This is a genomic window from Acinetobacter sp. AL9 (assembly GCF_041464035.1).
GTDB classification, from domain to species: domain Bacteria; phylum Pseudomonadota; class Gammaproteobacteria; order Pseudomonadales; family Moraxellaceae; genus Acinetobacter; species Acinetobacter towneri.
Genome location: NZ_JAYFSK010000106.1, coordinates 1 through 3,897, shown reverse-complemented (window position 1 = coordinate 3,897; position 3,897 = coordinate 1). Strand labels below are relative to the sequence as shown.

At 43.3% G+C, this 3,897-nt stretch carries 1 protein-coding gene and 3 pseudogenes; all 4 read left to right on the top strand.

The window, feature by feature from the left end:
- Positions 1-159 (top strand): annotated as a pseudogene (locus tag ACEO2X_RS13495) (IS3 family transposase); the annotation flags it as partial.
- A 504-nt stretch (positions 160-663) separates the two neighbouring features.
- Positions 664-1,905 (top strand): group II intron reverse transcriptase/maturase, encoded by a 1,242-nt coding sequence (gene ltrA, locus ACEO2X_RS13490; RefSeq protein WP_096902847.1) that lies wholly within the window; start codon positions 664-666, stop codon positions 1,903-1,905.
- Positions 1,906-1,984: 79 nt separating this feature from the next.
- Positions 1,985-2,470 (top strand): annotated as a pseudogene (locus ACEO2X_RS13485) (IS3 family transposase); the annotation flags it as partial.
- Positions 2,471-2,606: 136 nt separating this feature from the next.
- Positions 2,607-3,774, top strand: a pseudogene (locus tag ACEO2X_RS13480) (ImcF-related family protein).
- Positions 3,775-3,897 lie beyond the last annotated feature (123 nt).

Here is a 3,897-nt window from a genome sequence, read left to right as displayed (position 1 = left end):
TTGATGCAAAAACTAGGTATACAAGGTGTTTGGCGTGGTAAGAATAAACAAACTACCCGTAGCCGAGAGGATCAAAAACGAGCAGATGACTTGGTGAAACGCAATTTTAGTGCTGATCATCCTGACCAGCTATGGGTCGCTGACTTCAGTGTGCCGCAGCAAGCGGCGTAAGAGATGAGGGTATGGCCCCTCGCTATCGGCTTGCAGGAGCAGGTAGCAAACCACCATAAGCGGCTTGGATCAAAAGTCCCGGTCGTGAGCGTTATGGAAAAGGCATCGTAGAGATGTCAGGTAAGAATTAGGAAGGCGAACAACAGTGAACTGCCGTTCAAGTGTCGAAAGTACTCAAATGACATCAAAACCGGGGATGGAAGTTACCCCGCGATTAGTTTGGCCGTTACCTGCTTACGGGCCATTCGGTGTCCGGCGTAGAGGCAGCGCGATCCTAATTCAGGCTCTTACGTTGAACTGCGGGAACCTTCGGTGGCGATGTCAAGCGAAAGGCACAAGCTCAAAAGGCAAGGCTGATAATAGCAATGCGTCACCAAGGGGCGGAGCAACTCGTAGTAGTGTTGAAGTTACTGTAATGGTAATGGAGCGAAGGGGTTGCATTATCCAGGTCTACGGATTTGTCAACTGTGCAAGCAGGAGGAGCAAAACTTTATGACCAAACCATTTAACATTCCTAAAGCGTTAATCTGGGAGGCATTTAAAAAAGTCAAAGAGAATGGTGGCGCTCCAGGCGTTGATCATGAATCTATTGAGCAATTCGAAAAGCATTTAAAGAACAACCTATACAAACTATGGAATCGACTTTGTTCTGGCAGTTATTTTCCACCGCCAGTTAAGGCTGTTCCGATTCCAAAGAAGTCAGGTGGCGTGCGTATACTAGGTATTCCAACAGTTGCAGATCGAGTCGCGCAAACAGCAGTTAAGCTCTTATTAGAGCCGAAAATTGATCCATTATTTCATCCAAACTCATATGGATATCGTCCGGGGCGTTCTGCCCATGATGCAATTGCGATAGTGAGGAGACGAAGTTGGGATTATGACTGGGTTGTGGAATTTGATATCAAAGGTCTCTTTGATAACATCGACCATGATTTACTAATGCGTGCACTCAAGAAACACTGTGAAATTCCATGGATTCTTTTATATGTGCAACGTTGGTTAAAAGCACCAATGCAACACATAAATGGCCATCTTTTAGAAAGGAATCGCGGCACACCACAAGGTGGTGTTGTGAGTCCTTTATTGGCGAATTTATTTATGCATTATGCTTTTGATATGTGGATTACGAAACATCTTCAAAGTGTACGGTTCTGCCGTTATGCAGATGATGGCGTAATTCATTGCCGAAGTTTATCTCAAGCCAAACTTGTTTTACAAAAGATTGGTGCACGATTTCGTGAATGTGGACTCGAATTGCATCCAGATAAGACAAAGATTGTTTATTGCCAAGATGTGAATCGTCGCCAAGCATATCCAGATGTTCAATTTACTTTTCTCGGGTACACGTTTAGGCCCCGTAAGGCTGTGGACAAGTATAAAAGAGTTTATGTAAATTTCTCTCCTGCAGTCAGTCGTGATGCACTTAAAGCAATGCGACAGACTATTCGGAAATGGCATCTACATCTGATGTGTAATCGCGAATTAAGTGATTTATCTGCAATATTTAATCCAATTCTTCAAGGCTGGCAGCAATACTATGGTCGATTCCATGGTTCAGCAATGTCAGCGATCTGGCAACACATGAATGCTTATCTTATACGCTGGATGAGGCGTAAGTATAAAAACTTGGCCCGTCATAAAAGACGGGCTAGATATGCCTTAGGGCGACTTGCGCGTGATTTTCCAAATGCCTTTGTGCACTGGAAAATGGGATGTTTACCATCGGTTGGATAATGGGAGCCGGATGAGCTGAGAGGTTCATGTCCGGTTCTGCGAGGGGCTAAGGGTGAAATTCCCTTGGTCTACTCACCCGTATATTCAAACAAATTCAGGCTGGGTTTATACTGCATTTATTATTGATGTCTTCTCACGAGCAATTGTTGGATGGAAAGTATCGACACGGATGAATACAGATATGGTGCTCGATGCACTTGAGCAAGCGTTACATGCTCGAGACATGCCAAAGAATGTGATTCACCATAGTGACAGAGGGGTTCAATATCTTTCCATTCGCTATACCAATCGTTTAGAAGCAGCAAATTTACGAGCATCAGTCGGTACGACCGGTGATTCATACGATAATGCTTTGGCTGAAACGGTGAATGGCTTATACAAAACAGAGGTGATTGAATATTTAAAAACGGATTGGCAAGGTTTAGCGGATGTACAACTTGCGACACTAAACTGAGTAGATTGGTTTAATAAAGAGCGTGTACACAGTGCACTGGGTTATGTATCACCTTTTGAGTTTGAAGCAATGTACTATGATAAGATTAACCCGTTAGGTCAGGTGGCCTAACTTAAATAAAAAAGTCTCCGACAAACCCAGTACGGTTCAACATGCAAAAACGCAGCAAGTTGCGAAAACTCAACCATATTTAGAGCCTTCCGTGCAAAATCCGCAAGATGCTTATAATGCGTTAAAGGCTTATTTAATGCTGACGAATCCTGAATATCGGGAGAGCAGTCATTTAAGTGATCAGATTTCACGTTTTTGGCGCACTTGGTTGGATGCCCATCGTGGAGAAATGCCACGTACGGACATGATTCAGCAGGCAGAAAAAATCCTGTCTTATGCCATGACACTCGCTCATCAGGACGATTTTCCTGTACTGGAAAGCGATGCACAAATGGTCGATCAAACTCGTCAAGTGCTGTTGTCGGTCATTCAGGGAATGCCTGCACGAGATCGGGTATATAACGAAATAAAAATGCGTGCAGCAGTACGTTTTCCTGCACTTACGGTTAGTCAAATTGTGGGGGGAGCAACACAGTCGCATTGTTTTAGGCAGTCATGCTTTGCCTGGTATTTTTACGCAGCAGGCGTGGAATGAATATGTCGAACAAGCCATTGATCAGGTAGCCAATCAGCCAACGGACAGCAAAGATTGGGTGCTCAATAGTCATCAGTCGGATGATCTAACTTTTTCAGGAAGTCCTGAACAAATCCGTAAACAATTGCTGAGCTTGTATCAGCAAGAATATGTAAGTGAATGGAAGAAATTCCTAAATGGTATTCACTATGCCAAAACAGATCAGTTCAGCCAGCAAGTGAAACAGCTTGATTTGTTGGGAGAGCCGCAAAACTCGCCAATTCGCAAGTTATTGCAACGTATTGCAGTGGAAACCAATTGGGATAATCCAATTGTGCAAGCTGAACTTGCTGTGCCTGAACAAGGATTTATGGCGTGGTTTAAAGACAAAGTGCTGCGTCAATCTAATGACAAAGCTGCAGCGCAGGCAGATCTAAAAGCGCAAGGTGCGATTTCTCAAGAATACCAAATGTTTTATCAACTGCTGCGTAAACGTGACGATTTACAGGATCAATCTCTGTTTGATGTGTATATGAACAACCTTGCACAGGTGCGCAGCAAGTTAAATGATCTTCAAACGGCAGGGGAAATTGGACCAAGTGCAATGGCATTGTTCAAACAAACCATCCATGATCAAAACTCGGTCTTTAATACAACGCAAAAATATGTCGATGAAAAAATGATGGTGGGTTTAAAAGAGGCTGACCAACAATTATTACAAAAACTGTTGATGACACCGCTAACTCAATCTTTTGCAAGTTTAATTGTACCGACACAAGATGAAATGTAAGCGTCCGCTGAACACACCTTCTGAATTCATCCTATAAGCCTTAATTTAGTCCCCACTTAGAAACAAGTGGGGACTTAAATTTATGACTACAAATCATCAGACATCCATCGCATCTCTTGCGAA